This is a genomic window from Streptomyces sp. V4I8 (assembly GCF_041261225.1).
Taxonomy (GTDB): domain Bacteria; phylum Actinomycetota; class Actinomycetes; order Streptomycetales; family Streptomycetaceae; genus Streptomyces.
This window is the reverse complement of the sequence record NZ_JBGCCN010000001.1, coordinates 9,594,796-9,609,567: the sequence shown is the minus strand read 5'-3', so window position 1 is coordinate 9,609,567 and position 14,772 is coordinate 9,594,796. Positions and strand designations below refer to the sequence as shown.

The window sequence follows — 14,772 nt, the reverse complement described above, 5'->3', positions numbered from 1 at the left end:
GGACGAGCAGGAAAGGGACGAGCAGGAAGGGACGACCGGCCAGGGAAGCGGCCGAAGGTCCGGGTCGGCTCGTGGCCGGCCCGGACCTTCCCGGCCGTCAGGGCGTGCGGAGCGTCGTGACGAGGTCGCGCGGCAGCCCGTGCGTGTCGTGGAGGTACCGGTAGTCCTCGTCGCTCAGCAGGCCCTTGAACTGCGGTTTGTCCAGCACGCGCCGCCCCCGCTCCAGGAGCGTGCCGAATCGCCGTTCCTCGTCCAGCAGCGTCTCGCGCACCAGGTCCGTCCCACCGGTCTGCCGGAAGTGGTCCAGGGTGTGCCGGACCAGGTCGGCCGGCAGGTCGGACAGGGTGCGCGAGGGATCGTCGCGCCAGAGGGTGGTCAGGACGCGGCGAATCAGCCGGCGCAGGACATAGCCGCGTCCGGTGTTGGACGGGCGTACGCCGTCACCGATCACGGCGATGCCGGATCGCAGGTGGTCGCAGACCAGCCGCGTCGACCACTCGTCCAGGTTCCACAGCGGCGGCAGGAGCCTCATCCAGGGTTCGAACAGGTCGCTGTCGTAGACGGAGTCGTGGCCCTGCAGGATCGTGGCGAGGCGCTCCAGTCCCATGCCCGTGTCCACGTTGGGCTGTTGGAGGAGTCGGAGGCTGCCGTCCTCCAGGCGGCGGTAGCGCATGCTCACGTGGTTCCACACCTCGACCCACGTGGTCGGGCTGCCCTGGGGCGGGGTGCCGGGGGCGCCGGTCCAGACGAAGATCTCCGAGTCGGGGCCGCACAGGCCGACGGGGCCGTGGGACCACCAGTTCTCGTCGCCGGCCAGCTCCACGGGCAGGCCCAACTCCCGCCAGGTGCCCGACGACTCGTCGTCGGAGCCCACCTGGTCGTCGCCGCCGAAGACGGTGACGTACATCCGCTCCGGCGGAATGCCGAACCCGTCGCGCAGCAGCGCGTATCCCCAACGCAGGCTCTGTGAATGGCCGTAGTCGCCCAGGGACCAGGAGCCGAGCATCTCGAACACCGTCAGGTGGGTGCGGTCGCCGACCTCGTCGAGGTCGGTGGTGCGCAGACAGCGCTGGACGCTGAGCAGACGTCGTCCCAGTGGATGCGGGCGGCCTTCCAGATGGGGCGTGAGCGGGTGTATGCCGGAGGTGGTGAACAGCACGGGGTCACAGGGCGGTGGCAGGAGGGTGCCGCCGGTGACGAGCTCGTGTCCGTGCTCGCGGAAGTAGTCGGTGAAGGTGCGGACGATCCGGTCGGTGTTCATCGGGGTTCCTTCGGTCGTGGGGACCGGAAAGAGCCGCGGAACGGGGTGCGTCCGGGAAGGGAGGAGGCGCACGTACACCGGCGGTCCGTTTCCGGCCGCCGGGAGGGGTGGGATCAGGCGTCGGCAGCCGTCGAGCGGGGCGCTCGCGCGGCTGCGGTGCGGGTGTGCCTGATGACCTTCATGGGATCGACGGTAACAGTCCGCATCGGAACCCTCGCGGGATTTTCCGCGACGCCGGTCAGCCGGTGGGCAGAGCCGTCGAACCGTACGCGCGCGAGCACGCTTGAGCGGAGGAGAGCCTGGATACCCGGGGGACCATGACCCGACTTCTCAAATCCAGGCACAAGGATCAGCGGGAGCGGCGCAGCCCGCCCCCACAACCGGACTCCGGCCGGGAACAGCCGGACACCTCCGGGGCGGAGACCTCTCAGGAGCGCCTCGGGCCGGATCCGCAGGTGGAGCGGCAGGCGCCGGACACGCCGAGCGAGCTGCCCAGGCGCTCGTGGCGGGCGGTGCTGAAGGGGACGCTCCGGGAGTTCAAGGACGACGAGCTGGCCGACCGCGCGGCGGCGCTGACCTACTACAGCGTGCTGTCGCTCTTCCCGGCCCTGCTGGTGCTGGTGTCCCTGCTCGGGCTGGTCGGCAGGTCGGCCACCGACAAGGTCCTGGAGAACATCAACGAACTCGCGCCCGGCTCGGCCCGGGACATCCTCACCCGCGCGGTCGAACAGCTGCAGGGCAACGGCGGTCTCGGCTCCGTCATGGCCGTCGTGGGCCTCGTCCTCGCCGTGTGGTCGGCCTCCGGCTATGTCGCGGCCTTCATCCGCACCTCGAACGCGGTCTACGACATGCCCGAGGGGCGCCCGGTGTGGAAGATCCTCCCGATCCGGCTCGGGGTGACCGTCGTCCTCATGGTGCTGGCCGTGATCAGCGCGCTGATCGTCGTCTTCACCGGCGCCCTGGCCCGGCAGGCCGGCTCGACGCTGGGCGTCGGCGACACGGCTCTGACGGTCTGGGGCATCGCGAAGTGGCCCGTCCTGGCCGTCCTCGTGACCACCATGATCGCGATCCTGTACTGGGCGACCCCCAACGCCAAGGTGCGCGGGTTCCGGTGGATCACCCCGGGCAGCTTCCTGGCCCTGGTGATCTGGCTGATCGCCTCCGCCGGCTTCGCGTTCTACGTCGCCAACTTCGCCTCCTACAACAAGACCTACGGCACCATGGCGGGCGTGATCGTCTTCCTGATCTGGCTGTGGGTCGGCAATCTGGCCATCCTGCTGGGCCTGGAGTTCGACGCGGAGGCCGTCCGGCAGCGCGCGATCGCCGGCGGTCACCCACCCGAGGAGGAGCCCTACACGGCGCCCCGCGACACCCGCACCTGGGACGAACAGGACCGCCGACGCCTGCAGGATCCATGACGGCCCGGTCCGCGTCCGGACGCGCTGTCCGGGCCCCGCGCCGCCTCCGTTAGGGTGGGCCGTGGGCCGTGACTGGCGCTGAGGTGGAGTACCACCGGGGAGCGGCCCCTGGACAGATCGACGCGGAGTCGATGCCGTGCGCCTGGGCGAACCGGACAACCAGCCCAGGAGTGGATCATGACTCAGGCCCGGCTCATGGAGGGCACCGCGCTCGCCCGGCGGATCGTCGACGAGACCGCGAAGAAGGCGGCCGACCTCACCGAACGCACCGGCACCGCGCCCTGTCTCGCGACCGTGCTGGTCGGCGAGGATCCCGCGTCGGTGACGTATGTCCGCATGAAGCAGAACCGGTGCCGCAAGGCCGGCATCACCTCACGCCATGTGCCGCTGCCGGCTGACAGCAGCACGGCACAGCTCGTCGGCACCCTGCGCGACCTGTCGGCCGACCCCGGCGTGCACGGCATCCTGCTCCAGCATCCGATGGGCCCGCACATCGACGAGCGGGCGGCGTTCGAGGCGATCGCGCCGGAGAAGGACGTCGACGGTGTCACCTTCGCCTCGTTCGCGACGATGAGCTTCGGGCTGCCGGGGTTCGTCTCGTGCACGCCCGGCGGGATCATGCGGCTGCTCGACGAGTACGGCGTCGACCCGGCCGGCAGGCGCGCCGTGGTCGTCGGCCGCAGCGCGATCCTCGGCAAGCCGGCCGGCATGCTGCTCCTGGCCCGCGACGCCACGGTGACGTACTGCCACTCCCGTACGACGGATCTGTCCGCGGCCGTGCGTGAGGCGGACATCGTGGTGGCCGCCGTGGGCCGGGCGCGGCTGATCCGAGGCCAGGACATCAAGCCCGGCGCCGTCGTGATCGACGCCGGCTACAACGAGGGGAACGTCGGCGACGTCGACTTCGACTCCGCCGTCGAGCGGGCCTCGCTCATCACCCCGGTGCCGGGCGGCGTCGGTCCGATGACGATCGCCACGCTGCTGGAGCAGACGGTGGACGCGGCCGCCCGGCAGCTCGGGGTGTGAGGCTCCGGGTCAGCGCATCCAGGCGCTGTACGACATCACGTCGCCGGCCTTGACGCCGTACTCCGGTTCCGCCTTCGTGAAGGTGGTCTCCAGCCCGAGTACGGCCCCGGTGACCGGGTCCATGATCAGCATGCGGCGGGCGCCGGACCCGTCGTACACGTACGCCTGTCCGCGCCGTCCGAGCCGGTCCGTCACCTGCCCGAGGGGCTTGAGTCCCTCGGTGTCCGCGAGGAGCCGCGCGAGCGTCGCCGACTCGCGGGCGCCGAGGGTCCAGGTGTCGAGCAGCGACGCGACGGCGTGGAGGAGCTCGCCGGTGTGCAGCGGGGTCTTGCTGTACTCGGCCTCCTGGAGGTACGCCCGCAGGCGTGTGACGTCGGTGGGAGGCGGCGACTGCGGCGGGGCGTCGCTCCAACTGGGCGGGTAGCTCTGCCTGCTGAGGACATGGCCGTCCTCGACGAGTTCCCCTTCACCGCTGAGGACCGGGCGGCCGGGGTGGCGCGGGTCGGTCGCCACGACGATCTCCGTGTGGCTGTCGTCGGCGTTCCACCGCACGATGCGCTCCTCGGGCAGCGTGATCGGCGGCTTGTCATCGCTCATGCCCATGCTCCACGCCTGCACGTGCGTGCCCTTGCGGAGCTTCGGCGCACCGTCGGCCGCGGCCGCCTGTGCCCGCTCGGCCAGGGTTTTCAGGGATACGGGGGTGGAGTCGGCCTGCACGAGCAGCGGGCGGGGTGCGGCGACCGCGGGGGCGGTGGTCTGGCCGGTGAACAGCAGAGCCGACACGAGCGCGGCGACGACGGTCGCGGCCGTGAGGCCCCACACCAGCCGGGCCCGGCGTCGGGGAGCGGAGGGGCGTTCGTGCAACAGCCGGTTGAGCTGCCGTTCGGCGTGGTGGTCCAGTGGTCCGTCGCCGAAGTGGGGGCCGTCGACCGGTACGGGGTTGGCTCGGCGCAGCAGTTCGAGTTCGTCAGCCATGGCTTCGTTCCTTGGACACGGTCGTCGGGGACATACGGTCGATCTCGGCTCTCAGCCGGCGCCGGGCCCGGTGCAGCCGCATGGCCGCGGCCCGTCTGCCGCAGCCGAGGGCCACGGCGACCTCCTCGACGCCCAGTTCCTCCCACGCCGTCAGCCGCAGCACCTCCTGGTCGGCCGCCGACAGCCGGTGCAGCGCCTCGTGCACCCAGGCGCCCGGCGCCTCCGTGTCCGGGCTGTCCACGATCTGCCGGCCGTGCGCGCTCTCGTCGTTGCCGAGCCGGTCGACCAGCCGCCGGCGTCGCCCGTAGCCGCGTACCGCGTTCGCCAGGCAGTTGCGTGCCACGCCGTACAGCCAGGGCAGTGGGGCGGCCGGCAGGTCCGCCCGGCGTCGCCAGGCGACGGTGAACACCTCCGCCACCACTTCCTCGACCTCACTCGTACGCCCGTCCAGTCGCCGCGCGACGTAGCGGCTGACCGCCCAGTAGTGCTCGCGATAGGCAGCGGCGAAGATCTCGTCGTTGCTCATGTTCCGTTCGTGTCCGGCACCCGGCGGATCGTCACACCCGTTTCCGTGATTCTTGTCGCGTCCCTCGAGTGTGACGTCCGGGTGGGCCGCGGACACAGGCGGGGCGTGAAGAGGATCAGAGACATCAAGAGCGTCCAAGCCGTCCAGTGGCTGACCACCACGGATCACAAGACGATCGGAACGCTCTATTTGGTCACGTCGTTCGCGTTCTTCTGCGTCGGTGGCGTGATGGCGCTGTTCATGCGCGCCGAGCTCGCCAGGCCGGGTCTGCAGATCATGTCGAACGAGCAGTTCAACCAGGCGTTCACGATGCACGGCACGATCATGTTGCTCATGTTCGCGACGCCGCTGTTCGCCGGGTTCGCGAACTGGATCATGCCGCTGCAGATCGGCGCGCCGGACGTGGCGTTCCCGCGGCTTAACATGTTCGCCTACTGGCTGTACCTGTTCGGCTCGCTCATCGCGGTCGGTGGCTTCCTCACCCCGGAGGGTGCCGCCGATTTCGGCTGGTTCGCCTACGCCCCGTTGTCCGATGCCGTCCGCAGCCCGGGCGTCGGCGCCGAGATGTGGATCATGGGCCTGGCGCTCTCCGGCTTCGGCACCATCCTCGGCTCGGTCAACTTCATCACCACGATCATCTGCATGCGCGCCCCGGGCATGACCATGTTCCGCATGCCGATCTTCACCTGGAACGTGCTGCTCACCGGTGTGCTGGTGCTGCTGGCCTTCCCCGTGCTGGCGGCGGCGCTGTTCGCGCTGGAGGCGGACCGCAAGTTCGGCGCGCAGGTCTTCGACGCGGCCAACGGCGGAGCGCTGCTGTGGCAGCACCTCTTCTGGTTCTTCGGCCACCCGGAGGTCTACATCATCGCGTTGCCGTTCTTCGGCATCATTTCCGAGGTCATCCCGGTCTTCTCCCGTAAGCCGATGTTCGGCTACATGGGTCTGATCGCGGCGACCATCGCGATCGCGGGTCTGTCGGTGACGGTGTGGGCGCACCACATGTACGTCACCGGCGGTGTGCTGCTGCCGTTCTTCTCCTTCATGACGTTCCTCATCGCCGTACCGACGGGCGTGAAGTTCTTCAACTGGATCGGAACGATGTGGAACGGCTCCCTGAGTTTCGAGACGCCCATGCTCTGGGCCCTCGGGTTCCTGGTCACGTTCGTCTTCGGCGGCCTGACCGGCGTCATGCTCGCCTCACCGCCGCTGGACTTCCCGACCTCCGACACCTATTTCGTGGTGGCCCACTTCCATTACGTCATCTTCGGCACGGTGGTGTTCGCGATGTTCTCCGGATTCCACTTCTGGTGGCCGAAGTTCACGGGCCGGATGCTCGACGAGCGCCTCGGCAAGATGACCTTCTGGACGCTGTTCATCGGCTTCCACGGCACGTTCCTGGTCCAGCACTGGCTGGGTGTGAACGGAATGCAGCGCCGGATTCCCGACTATCTGGCGGTGGAGGGGCTGGCGACGCTCAACTCCCTCTCGACCGTCTTCTCGTTCGTGCTGGGGGCGTCGCTGCTGCCGTTCTTCTACAACGTCTGGAAAACCGCCAAGTACGGGCAGAAGGTCGAGGCCGACGATCCTTGGGGGTACGGCCGCTCGCTGGAATGGGCGACTTCCTGCCCTCCCCCGCGCCACAACTTCCTGACGCTGCCGCGGATCCGTTCCGAATCCCCGGCGTTCGATCTCCGGCACGCTCCCGCGCCGGAGAAGGAGTTGACGTCTCTGTGAGCATCACGGACAGGTTCCTGAACGACGTCGAGGGCCATCTGCTGCTCGCCGCGACCCGTGAGGAAGGCCGTACGGCGGCCGCGCGGTTCAGCGCGCCGCTGCACTGGCTGACGGAGGGACAGCGGGGCGAGGTGGAGCGGCGGTTCGAGGCGGAGTACCTCGCACTCGCCCGCGCCTCCTGGCAGCACACGGCGGTGCGTGCCGGAAGAGTGCGGGACGAGTACGAGGCGAGGTACCGCGACCTGCGGCGCCGACTGCTGGCCGGCTGGCTGCTGACGTGCGCCCTGGTTCTGGGCGTCCTCGTCGTGTGCCTTGTCTAAGGCCGGACCGGCCAGGGCAGGGCTAGCTCACCGTCCACTTCTGGTTGTTCTGGCCGTTGCAGGTCCACAGCACCAGCTTGGTGCCGTTGGCCGTGGCCGCGCCGTACGCGTCGAGGCAGAGCCCGGCGTTGACGTTGGTGAGGGTGCCGTCGCTGCCCAGGTTCCACTGCTGGTTGTTCTGGCCGTTGCAGTCCCAGATGACGACCCGGGTGCCGTTGGTGGTGCCGCGGTTGTAGGCGTCGAGGCACTTGTTGCCGTAGACGACGAGTTCCTTGCGGGTGCTGTTGTACTGCCAGACCTGGTTCTGGCCGCCGCTGCAGTCCCACAGCTGGGCGTCGGTGCCGTTGGCGATGGTGTTGTCGTTGATGTCCGCGCAGCGGCCGGACCCGGTGCCCGTGATCAGCGTGCCGTTCCTGCCGGGCAGCGGTCGTACCACGATGCCGTCGAGGGTCGGGGCACCGGAGAAGGCGATGGTGTTCGCGCTGCCCTTCATGAGGGACACGTTGACGGAGATGTTGCCCGCGCCGGCGCCGGTCGGCGGGAAGGAGACCTTGGTGGGGGTCTGGCCGTTGACGGTGAGCGTCGCCGTGCGGGCGGTGGAGGTGTCGTTGGTGTAGGAGACCTCGACGGTCTTCAGACCGGCGCTTCCGGCGACCACGCCGGAGAAGCTCGACGTGCCGCTGTAGGTGCTCGCGGACTGTTCGGTGCCGCCGGTGACGGTGAGCATCACCGAGCCGTTCGCCGGGACGCTGGTGGTGTAACCGGTGCCGGTCGTGGCGACGTTCTGGCGGGCCCACAGGTCACGGACGGTCGCGGAGGCGTTCGTCAGGCCGAGGTCGGACCAGCGGACGGTCATGTTCTGCGTGGTCGACGTGCGGTTGAGCAGGACGACGGCACGGTTGCCGCTGCCGGAGAGGACCTTGCCGTACACCTGGAGACCGGTGGTGTCCTCGGCGACCTCGACGCCTTGGAGGCCGCGCGGGTCCTGGTCGACGGCGATGACCTCGGGGTTGGTCAGGATGTTCGTCGACTCGGTGGTGAGGGTGGTGAGGTCGAGGCCGGCGAGCAGGGGGGCGCCGGAGATCGCCCACAGGTTCATGTGGGAGCGGCTCTGTGCGGCGGTCAGGCCGTTCATGCCCACGACCATCATGTCGGGGTCGTTGTAGTAGCCGGTGTGCTGGGCCGTGGGGTGGATGTTGCGGTCGAAGGCGGTCAGGACGTTGCTGTACGACGGGGTGCCGCCGTGGAAGAAGATGTCGGTGTTCGTCCGCCACATCGGGCCCATGCCCGGGGCCCAGTTCCAGGGGTTGGAGTAGCCCCAGTTGCACAGGGAGAGGGCGAGCGGGCGGCCGGTGGTGGCGGTCGCGGCGGTCACCGCGTTGCTGATCGCCTGGTAGGTCGTCTTCGGGTCGAGGCCCTCGGCGTCACCTCCGCACCAGTCGACCTTGACGAAGTCGAAGCCCCACCGGGAGAAGGCCAGCATGTCCTGCTCGTAGTGCCCCTCGCTGCCCGAGCCGGGCGCGGCGGGGCGGCCGGTCGGGAAGTAGTAGCCGCAGCCGTCCTTGCCGGCGTCGGTGTAGATGCCGGCCTTGAGTCCCTTGCTGTGGATGTAGTCGGCGATGGCCTTCATGCCGCCCGGCCACTCGGCCTCGTCGACGGTGATGTTGCCGGCGCTGTCGCGGGTGCCCTGCCACCAGCCCTCGTCGATGTTGATGTACTCGTAGCCGGCCTCGGGCAGGCCCGCCGCCACGAACGCGTCGACCTGCCGCTTGATGACGTTGTAGTCGACCTTCGCGGCGAACGCGTTCCAGGACGCCCAGCCCATGGGGGCGGCGGGCACCGGTATTTGACGGTTCGTCACTGCCTGGGCCGGGGTGGCCCCGGCGAACAGGAGCGCTGCCGTGGCGGTGAGCGCCAGGGCGAGGAGGCGCACCACGGCGGATCTGCAGCGACGGACGAGTTGGGTTCGGGGTGGGGGGTACATGCGGCTCCTTAGCGCGGGGAATCACCCAGCAGGTTCGATATATCGGACGTCAGTCGGAAGATCGAACATGGTGGCGCTGAAAGTAGGGCCACGAGAGAAGGAAGTCAACGGATGGGACAAAGCTGAAGTCACCCGCGCTCACGCGCCGTTCCCCTGCCCCGTCACGCGCCGCCATACTGACGGACGTGCGCGTAGCGATCATGACGGCGGGCTCCCGGGGCGATGTCGCCCCCTACACCGGACTCGGGCACGCCCTGTCCCGGGCCGGACACGAGGTCACCCTGGTCACGCACGGCTGCTTCGAGCGGCTGGTCGCGGGATCGGGCGTGCGCTTCCATCCGATGCCGTTGGATCCACGGGCGGAACTGGAGTCCGCGCGCGGCCGGAGCCTGCACCGCAGCGCGACCGGCCTGGGCAAGCTCGTCCGCGTGGTGGGGATGGCACGGGCCCTGGCCGGGCAGATGACGGACGACATGCTGGCCGCGGCGCGCAACGGTGACGTCCTGCTCCTGGCCGGCTCCACCGCACCGCTGGGGCACGCCATCGCCGAGGGTCTGTCACTGCCGAGCATCGATGTGCCTCTGCAACCCCTCGCCCCCACCCGGGAGTTCGGGCCGCCGATGCTCGGGGGCGGCTCCTGGGGAGCCGTCGGCAACCGGGTCGCCGGGCACGGCGTGAGCCTTGCCGTCGACCGGGTCTTCTCGGCGGCCGTACCGGACCTACGGACCCGCCTGGGGCTGTCACGCGGCAAGCCCCGCACCACGCGCGAGGGCCGCGCATTCCACGGTTACAGCTCCCTGGTGGTGCCCAGGCCGCGCGACTGGCCGCCGCGCCTGGAGGTGACGGGTTACTGGTGGCCGTACGACGGTGCGGCCCAACTCCCCGCCGAGCTGCGGGAGTTCCTGGACGCGGGCCCGCCGCCGGTCTTCGTGGGTCTGGGCAGCGCGACCGTGCCCGATCCCGCGCGGCTGAGCGCCGAGGTGGTGCGCGCCCTGCGCCGGGCCGGAGCGCGCACGGTGATCCAGCGGGGCTGGGGCGGTCTTGAGGCCGCCGGGGACGACGTACTGACCATCGGCGAGGTGCCGCACTCCGCGCTGTTCCCGCGGATGGCCGCCGTGATCCATCACTGCGGCGCGGGCACGACGGCGGCCGGGCTGCGGGCCGGGGTGCCGGCGGTGCCCGTGCCGGTCCAGTTCGACGAGGGCTTCTGGGCCGGACGCCTGGTCGCGCTCGGTGTGGCGCCCCGCGCCCTGCCGCTGCGGAAGCTCACGGCCGAGGACCTGGCGGACGCCGTGCGGCGGGGGACCACCGACCCGTCCTACAGCAGGCGCGCCCGCGACATCGCCGACGGGCTGCGGGCCGAGGACGGCGTAGCCCCCGTCCTCGACGCGGTGAACCGGCTCGGCGGCTGAACCCGGCGAGCCCGAGCTGGTTCACATCACCGCGACGCATCAGGGTTTGGCGAGCCGTGAGTCCGTCGGCTGGAGGATGCCGAGAAGGATGCGGACCAGTTCGTCGACGACCTCGTCGAGGGTCGCGTCCACCCACCCCGCGCTCCAGTCGTGCAGGAGTCCGTTGACGCTGCCGATGAACGCGGTCACGGCGAGGCGGTAGTCGCGCGGTGCCGCCTCGCCGCGCGCGACGGCGGACGCCACCTCGGCGCAGACGAGCTCGACCCAGCGGGCGCGACGCGCGAGGCGTTGCTCCTCCAGCCGGGGGCTGACGCCGATGATCTCGACGAAGGTGATGCGGATGCGGCGCGGGTCGGCGGTGACGTTCGCGGCGTAGGCGCGGAAGATCGCGGTGGCGCGTTCGGCGAGCGGGAGGTGTTCCGCGTCGGCCACCACGGTCAGGGTCGCCTCCTCCGCCCACGCGTTGACCTGGAGGTGGAGGGCGGCCAGGACGTCCTCGAGGGTGCGGAACTCCTCGTAGAACTGACGAGTCGACAAGCCCGCGGCCTCGCTCAGCGCGGCAACGGTCGTGGCCCGGTAGCCGGGGTTGTCGCCGAACAGCTGGAGCGCCGCGTCCAGGAAGCGCCGCCGCCGCTCGGCCTGTCGCTCCTCGGCCGACTTGCCGCCGTAGCGGCCGGTGGGCGCCTTGATCCTGCCCGTCACGCTGTCCTCCCCGCCGCTTCGCCGAACCGACGGCCAATTTTGTCGTGTACGCAGTCTTGTGGAGAAGGGCACCCCCTCCTTACTTTTCAGTAAGTTGATTCTGAAAGCACTCGTGTTCAGATTCTCCCCCCATCTCAGAGGAAGAGAGCAGTCATGCCTGCCATCAGACCCAGGCACCTGTGCTCCGTAGCCGCCGCCCTCGCCCTGACCGTCGCCGCCCCCGCGACCACCGCCACCGCCGCCGACTCCTCCGCCCCCGCCCTGCGGGAGGTGATGTTCGTCGGCAACAACTGGGACGGCACCGCCGATGTCATCAAGTCCTCCGGGGACTTCGGGAAGATCGGCCGGATCAACGTCATCCCCGACAAGGACGAGCGGATGGCGGAGATCAACGCCGATCCGATCAAGTGGATCTACTTCATGGCGATCCGCAACAGCGTGGGTGAGGGCCACGACCAGTTCGTCGACGACATGTACTCGACGCCGGACGGCAGGTCAGTGGTCGTCTCACGCCCCAGCTTCGCCGACGTGGTGTCCCTCGACCTCGCCACGGGGGAGGTCAACTGGCGCTTTCCCGTGTCGGGTTACCGCGCCGACCACATGGCGGTCTCCCCCGACGGCAAGCGGGTGGCCGTGTCGGCCTCGACCTCCAACACGGTGCATGTGCTGGACATCGACTCGGGCCGGGAACTGGGCAGGTTCGCCACCGGCGACAAGCCGCACGAGAACATCTTCACCCAGGACGGCAAGTACATCTACAACATGGCGATCGGCGACGTGAACACGCAGACCGACGCCCCCTGGCTGGACTGGACGAAGGGCGACCGGCGTATCACGGTCGTCGACGCGAGCACGTACCAGCAGGTCAAGGTCATCGACATGCGCCCGAAGCTCGACGCGCTCGGTCTGACCGACTACTCCGACGCGGTCCGGCCCGCCGTGTTCTCGCCGGACGAGTCGAAGCTGTACTTCCAGGTGTCGTTCTTCAACGGCTTCTTCGAGTACGACCTGGCCACCGACAAGATCACCCGTACGAAGACCCTGCCGAAGAACCCGGCGACCAGCGACGACCGCACCACCTTCGTCAACGACTCACGCCACCACGGCATTTCGATGAGCCCCGACGGCAGCAAGCTGTGCGTCGCGGGCACGATGGACGACTACGCGGTCGTCGTCAACCGCACCACCCTCCAGGAGGGCCCGCTCGTGACCGCCTCCAAGCCCTACTGGGCCACGGTCAGCGGTGACGGCAAGTCCTGTGTGGTGTCCGAGAGCGGCACCGACCAGGTCACGGCCATCGACTTCGCCACCGGCCGCAAGCAGGTGTCCGTCCCGGTCGGCGACCACCCGCAGCGCGTCCGGCTGGGCCATGTGGAGGCCGGCTGGACCGGGCCCACCGCCGGCTGATCAGCCCAGGGCCTTGAGCACCGCACCCACCCCGTCCTCGGTCGCCATGTGGCGCGCGGCGACCGAGGCGGCACGGGCGTACGCCTGCCGCCGCACGGTCTGACCGAGCGCGTCGGCGAGCCGCTCGGCGGTGAGGGACGCGAAGGGGATCGGGTCGGTGGCCGCACCGGTCGCGGCGAGCCGTCCCGCCCAGAACGGCTGATCCGCCGTCACCGGCACCGGGATCGAGGGCGTTCCGGCGCGCAGGGCGGCGGCCGCGGTGCCGGCCCCGGCGTGATGGACCACCGCGGCCAGCCTCGGGAATAGCAGCGCATGCGGTACGTCGCCGATCGTCAGGACGTCGTCGCCGTCGACCGCGAGCCGCGCGCTGCCCGCCTGCACGATGCCGCGCAGCCCGGCCCGGCGCAGCGCCCGGACGGCGATCCCGCGCAGCCGCTCCCCCTGGCCGCCCGCCATACTGCCGAAGCCGACGAACACCGGCCGCGCTCCGGCCGCGAGGAAGTCCTCCACTTCGCCGGGCAGACGACGGTCGGGGGCGACATACGGCCACCAGGTGCCGACTACGTCGAGTCCCGCGCGCCAGTCGGAGGGGCGGGCCACGAGCGCCGTGCTGAAGCCGTGCAGGACGGGCCAGTTCTCCCGTTCCTGTCGTCGGCGCGTCTCGGCGGGGGTCATGGGTGGCAGGTCGAGTCGGCGGCGCAGCTCGGTGACCGCTTCGGCGTAGACACGGTCGGCCATGCGCAGCGCGAAGCGTCCGGCGATGCGGTTGCCGGGGCGGCCGAGGGAGCGGGTGCCCATGACGGTGGGCGGGAAGTCGCCGGTCGGTGCGGTGGGCTGGAGGTAGACGCCGATCGTCGGGGTTCCCATGGCCTCGGCGACGTGCTGGCCCAGCGGGGCGGTGGTGGTCGACAGCAGGAGCAGATCCGTTCCCGGGTCCACCGCGTCGGCGAATCCCTGACCGAGCTCGGTGACGAACGCGGCCGCGGTGCGCATCAGTTCACGTCTGCTCTCGACTCCGCCCTGGGCCTGCGGGCGGCTCGGCAGGCTTGTGAACCCCAGGCCGGCCTCCCGTACCAGGGGAGCGAAGGCGTCGGTCGTGGCGAGGGTGACATCGTGCCCGGCCTCGCGCAGACCCGCCCCCAGGCCGGTGTACGGCGCGACGTCGCCGCGTGATCCGGCGGCGGCGATCAGGATCCTCATCTGTCCTCCTCATGGTCCGCCCGGCGGGCCGCATTCGCGTGGACGGCCTTGCACAGATAGGTGGCAAGGCCCGGTCGTTGCTGCGAGGGCGGTACGACGAGCGCGAAGGCGCGCGGGTCGGCGGCGAAGTCGTCCGCGATGCGCCGGTGCATGGCGGGCGGACAGGTGGTGAACCAGCGGGCGATGTGCAGCCGGTGCTCCTCGGCGAGGTCCATGGCCCGCTCGCCGTCACTGCGCTCGCCTTCGTCGAAGGCCGCGAGCAGCTCTCCCCGCCAGGCGGCCGCCTCGCCCATGAGCTGCCGCCAGTCCTCCTTGGTGTGGGCGGCGGCGCGTGCCATCGACTCGCGCTTCCCCGCCGAGTCCTGCCACTTGAGCTGTGCCTCGGTGGCGTAGCTGAGGTCGAAGCTGATCTCGCCGAAGACCTCGAAGCGTTCGGCGGGCGTCAGTTCCACGCCGGTCTGCTGGACCTCGATGGCCTGCTCGGCGACCTCGGCCAGCCGCTGGAGCCGGCCGATCTCCTCGCTCAACTGCCGTAGTCGTGCCTGGAGATGTTCCAGGGCGTTCGCCTGCGGGTTCTTGAGGATCTCGGCGATCTCGTCGAGGGAGAAGCCGAGTTCGCGGTAGAAGAGGATCTGCTGGAGCCTGGCCAGGTCGGCTTCGTCGTACAGCCGGTAACCGGCGCCGCTGCGGTCACTGGGCGAGAGCAGTCCCGCCCGGTCGTAGTGGTGCAGCGTGCGCACGGTCACCCCGGCGAAGGCCGAGACCTGCCCCACGGAGTAGCTCATTCACCTGCCCTTTCGTCGGGAT

The 14,772-nt window shown here is 70.1% G+C and carries 13 protein-coding genes and 1 riboswitch; of the genes, 6 read left to right on the top strand and 7 right to left on the bottom strand.

Going from position 1 to position 14,772, the window contains the following annotated elements:
- Nucleotides 1-97 precede the first annotated feature (97 nt).
- Nucleotides 98-1,261, bottom strand: a complete 1,164-nt coding sequence (locus ABIE67_RS43670) for an alanine--tRNA ligase-related protein (RefSeq protein ID WP_370267132.1) — start codon at nt 1,259-1,261, stop codon at nt 98-100.
- Between the two features lie 317 nt (nt 1,262-1,578).
- Here ABIE67_RS43670 and ABIE67_RS43665 point away from each other — a divergent pair, with 317 nt between their 5' ends.
- Both ABIE67_RS43665 and ABIE67_RS43660 read left to right on the top strand, forming a co-directional pair.
- Entirely contained in the window at nt 1,579-2,679 is a 1,101-nt protein-coding gene (locus ABIE67_RS43665) for a YihY/virulence factor BrkB family protein (protein WP_370267131.1), read from the top strand.
- Between the two features lie 58 nt (nt 2,680-2,737).
- Nucleotides 2,738-2,834: riboswitch (ZMP/ZTP riboswitch) on the top strand.
- A 22-nt stretch (nt 2,835-2,856) separates the two neighbouring features.
- Nucleotides 2,857-3,705 carry a bifunctional 5,10-methylenetetrahydrofolate dehydrogenase/5,10-methenyltetrahydrofolate cyclohydrolase gene (locus tag ABIE67_RS43660; RefSeq protein WP_370267130.1) on the top strand — a complete coding sequence of 283 codons (849 nt, stop codon included), beginning with the start codon at nt 2,857-2,859 and terminating at the stop codon, nt 3,703-3,705.
- 9 nt (nt 3,706-3,714) lie between these two features.
- On the opposite strand, the gene ABIE67_RS43655 is transcribed toward ABIE67_RS43660, so the two are convergent.
- The gene (locus ABIE67_RS43655) at nt 3,715-4,680 is read right to left on the bottom strand and encodes a CU044_5270 family protein (protein ID WP_370267129.1); all 966 of its coding nucleotides are present in this window, start codon (nt 4,678-4,680) and stop codon (nt 3,715-3,717) included.
- Nucleotides 4,673-5,206: an RNA polymerase sigma factor gene (locus ABIE67_RS43650; RefSeq protein ID WP_370267128.1), complete on the bottom strand. Its 534-nt coding sequence runs from the start codon at nt 5,204-5,206 to the stop codon at nt 4,673-4,675. The genes ABIE67_RS43655 and ABIE67_RS43650 overlap by 8 nt, the downstream gene beginning before the upstream one ends.
- Before the next feature lie 105 nt (nt 5,207-5,311).
- On the opposite strand from ABIE67_RS43650, the gene ctaD reads away from it, so the two are divergent.
- A complete protein-coding gene (gene ctaD, locus ABIE67_RS43645) occupies nt 5,312-6,940 on the top strand; it encodes a cytochrome c oxidase subunit I (RefSeq protein ID WP_370267127.1) in 1,629 nt (542 codons plus the stop codon).
- The gene (locus ABIE67_RS43640) at nt 6,937-7,260 is read left to right on the top strand and encodes a hypothetical protein (RefSeq protein WP_370267126.1); all 324 of its coding nucleotides are present in this window, start codon (nt 6,937-6,939) and stop codon (nt 7,258-7,260) included. The genes ctaD and ABIE67_RS43640 overlap by 4 nt, the downstream gene beginning before the upstream one ends.
- Nucleotides 7,261-7,282: 22 nt before the next feature.
- Here the strand turns inward: ABIE67_RS43640 and ABIE67_RS43635 are convergent, their stop codons facing one another.
- Entirely contained in the window at nt 7,283-9,244 is a 1,962-nt protein-coding gene (locus ABIE67_RS43635; protein ID WP_370267125.1) for a ricin-type beta-trefoil lectin domain protein, read from the bottom strand.
- A gap of 200 nt (nt 9,245-9,444) precedes the next feature.
- Here ABIE67_RS43635 and ABIE67_RS43630 point away from each other — a divergent pair, with 200 nt between their 5' ends.
- Nucleotides 9,445-10,656 carry a glycosyltransferase gene (locus ABIE67_RS43630; protein WP_370269531.1) on the top strand — a complete coding sequence of 404 codons (1,212 nt, stop codon included), beginning with the start codon at nt 9,445-9,447 and terminating at the stop codon, nt 10,654-10,656.
- A gap of 39 nt (nt 10,657-10,695) precedes the next feature.
- Here the strand turns inward: ABIE67_RS43630 and ABIE67_RS43625 are convergent, their stop codons facing one another.
- Nucleotides 10,696-11,358 carry a TetR/AcrR family transcriptional regulator gene (locus tag ABIE67_RS43625; protein WP_370267124.1) on the bottom strand — a complete coding sequence of 221 codons (663 nt, stop codon included), beginning with the start codon at nt 11,356-11,358 and terminating at the stop codon, nt 10,696-10,698.
- Between the two features lie 153 nt (nt 11,359-11,511).
- Here ABIE67_RS43625 and ABIE67_RS43620 point away from each other — a divergent pair, with 153 nt between their 5' ends.
- Nucleotides 11,512-12,765, top strand: coding sequence for a YncE family protein (locus tag ABIE67_RS43620; protein ID WP_370267123.1), 1,254 nt, complete (start codon nt 11,512-11,514; stop codon nt 12,763-12,765).
- On the opposite strand, the gene ABIE67_RS43615 is transcribed toward ABIE67_RS43620, so the two are convergent.
- Both ABIE67_RS43615 and ABIE67_RS43610 read right to left on the bottom strand, forming a co-directional pair.
- Nucleotides 12,766-13,965, bottom strand: a complete 1,200-nt coding sequence (locus ABIE67_RS43615) for a glycosyltransferase (protein ID WP_370267122.1) — start codon at nt 13,963-13,965, stop codon at nt 12,766-12,768. It lies immediately after the preceding gene.
- Nucleotides 13,962-14,750, bottom strand: a complete 789-nt coding sequence (locus ABIE67_RS43610) for a MerR family transcriptional regulator (protein ID WP_370267121.1) — start codon at nt 14,748-14,750, stop codon at nt 13,962-13,964. Before ABIE67_RS43610 ends, ABIE67_RS43615 begins: the two co-directional genes overlap by 4 nt.
- Nucleotides 14,751-14,772: the final 22 nt, after the last annotated feature.

Excerpts from the sequence above, each read along its gene's own strand:
- ABIE67_RS43655 (WP_370267129.1), bottom strand. The coding sequence starts at position 4,680 with ATGGCTGACGAACTCGAACTGCTGCGCCGAGCCAACCCCGTACCGGTC.
- ABIE67_RS43620 (WP_370267123.1), top strand. The coding sequence starts at position 11,512 with ATGCCTGCCATCAGACCCAGGCACCTGTGCTCCGTAGCCGCCGCCCTC.
- ABIE67_RS43615 (WP_370267122.1), bottom strand. The coding sequence starts at position 13,965 with ATGAGGATCCTGATCGCCGCCGCCGGATCACGCGGCGACGTCGCGCCG.
- ABIE67_RS43670 (WP_370267132.1), bottom strand. The coding sequence starts at position 1,261 with ATGAACACCGACCGGATCGTCCGCACCTTCACCGACTACTTCCGCGAG.
- ABIE67_RS43630 (WP_370269531.1), top strand. The coding sequence starts at position 9,445 with ATGACGGCGGGCTCCCGGGGCGATGTCGCCCCCTACACCGGACTCGGG.
- ABIE67_RS43665 (WP_370267131.1), top strand. The coding sequence starts at position 1,579 with ATGACCCGACTTCTCAAATCCAGGCACAAGGATCAGCGGGAGCGGCGC.
- ABIE67_RS43610 (WP_370267121.1), bottom strand. The coding sequence starts at position 14,750 with ATGAGCTACTCCGTGGGGCAGGTCTCGGCCTTCGCCGGGGTGACCGTG.
- ABIE67_RS43635 (WP_370267125.1), bottom strand. The coding sequence starts at position 9,244 with ATGTACCCCCCACCCCGAACCCAACTCGTCCGTCGCTGCAGATCCGCC.
- ABIE67_RS43660 (WP_370267130.1), top strand. The coding sequence starts at position 2,857 with ATGACTCAGGCCCGGCTCATGGAGGGCACCGCGCTCGCCCGGCGGATC.
- ABIE67_RS43650 (WP_370267128.1), bottom strand. The coding sequence starts at position 5,206 with ATGAGCAACGACGAGATCTTCGCCGCTGCCTATCGCGAGCACTACTGG.